Below are 1,744 nucleotides of genomic sequence, written 5' to 3'. Positions count from 1 at the left end.
CGAACAGGGATTGCAGGCTGGAGCTCACTCTGGGAAGGCTGGCAAACACTGCAAAGTAAACTGGACGGCTTTATTGCCGCCAAAGAGATGATGGCTTCGGGGATCAAGATCTGATCAAGAGACAGGGAAGACACCGGCCTGAGGCCGGTGTTTATTTTCGCACTATATTTATTGATAATTTATCCGGAGCAGCTAATTCGGCTATTCAATACTACCTGCTAGCTCAATGGATTTCTTAATGTCTGGCCAAAGCCATACTTTTATACCACTTTGTTTCGAACTATATGCCTCAGCCATACTTACAAGCGTGTTAGTTAAATTTAGAAACTCCAAACTTGGGTCTTCACTTTGTATGGCCCTGTAGTCTGATCTCGATGGCAGGCATTGTTCAATTACTTGTCTCCCAAATCTATCTTTATCATATTCATGTGATAGCACTATGGATGCCATACATAGATCTATATATGCCTTGATGTTTAGATCTTTTGCAATGTCAATTCCCCCATCTTTTATTGGGGATGTTGTATTGTTGAAATGTCTACGTTCATGGAAGGATGGAGCATTGCTGTCCTGCTCTATCAACCCCACGATTAATGCCGCGATGTTTATATATTGTATTTTATCTGATGTTAAACATGCCACCTCTGCTGTACGCAAGCAGGAGTGTAATTTATTTATTAGTTGGTCTATGTCTCTAATCTTTAGACCATATGCGTCGGATAATAAAGTAATGTTGTTCTTTACAAGTTGATCAAATGATTCACCATGTTTGATATTTGGATAGAGCTTGATTTTTACATATCTACCAAAATCAAATCCCTTAACTTGGATATACTCATCTATATTTGGTGTGGGTAAGCTAGCCTTTCTATTAAAAAAACGTTTAAGGTATTGGTTGGAATCAAAGTTATCCCCATAAACTGAAGTTATCGAGTGATAAAGTTGGTCAGTGTCCGTAGCTATTACAAAAACAAAGTTTTTAATGGAAAAGAAATGCTTTACTACCTCGAGCATTTCAATTGCATATGTTGGGCGGCAGCGGTCTAACTCATCAATGAGAACTATAACCGGCAACTCTGAACCATTCACAGTCTCTAATGACTTAGCAAGGTTACCTAATGCATCTCTCGTGTTGGTGATGGCCTCGATTTGGCTTTGATAATTTTCGGCTAACTGTTTAGTTATATTTTGAGGTGCTTCATCTAAAAGCTTATTGACCGCTTCCATTCCTATCGATGAGTCATTTAGTAATTTAGCCGACGCAATGCCGGCCAATCCGACCAGGGTACCTTTAAGAGCTTTTCCTAAAGCACTCTTTACTTCTAAAAGAACGCCTTCTGAAATTGCCCCTTCCATCAGTCGCTCAAGTTGGTTGAGTAACTCACTTGCAACAACAGTTAGTGGTTCTTGGGAAAAATCACTTTCCCAAGCATCTATATAAATGGTTGGGTGACCACGATCCATCAACTCTACATAGAAGCGCTTCAAGAACTCTGTCTTACCAGTTCCCCAAGAGCCATTTAAATTTAATACGAAGCCATCTTTTTCTCCAATGAGATAGTTGGCAAGGAATTGGCCATAATCCTTTCGATTTAGCTTACAATTATCGAAGTTATGAGGTAAGCGCCGTTAAATCGACCTACTTGCCTTTACCGTATTGCGCCACTTTTTTTGCAATCGGCTCCAGCGGGACGTTCCATGGCAGCAGGGCTTCGAGCTTTTCCAGGGTATCGGCCTCGCCAAT

At 40.7% G+C, this 1,744-nt stretch carries 1 pseudogene; it reads right to left on the bottom strand.

Features of this window, described 5'->3' with window-relative positions:
- Window positions 1-201: 201 nt before the first annotated feature.
- A pseudogene (locus tag GWQ22_RS21300) lies at window positions 202-1,575 on the bottom strand (P-loop NTPase fold protein); the annotation flags it as partial.
- Window positions 1,576-1,744 lie beyond the last annotated feature (169 nt).

Origin of the sequence: Aeromonas sp. 1HA1 (genome assembly GCF_029237385.1) — a bacterium.
Classification (GTDB): domain Bacteria; phylum Pseudomonadota; class Gammaproteobacteria; order Enterobacterales; family Aeromonadaceae; genus Aeromonas; species Aeromonas popoffii.
The sequence above is the reverse complement of the archived record's forward strand: the minus strand, read 5'-3'. Positions and strand labels throughout refer to the sequence as shown.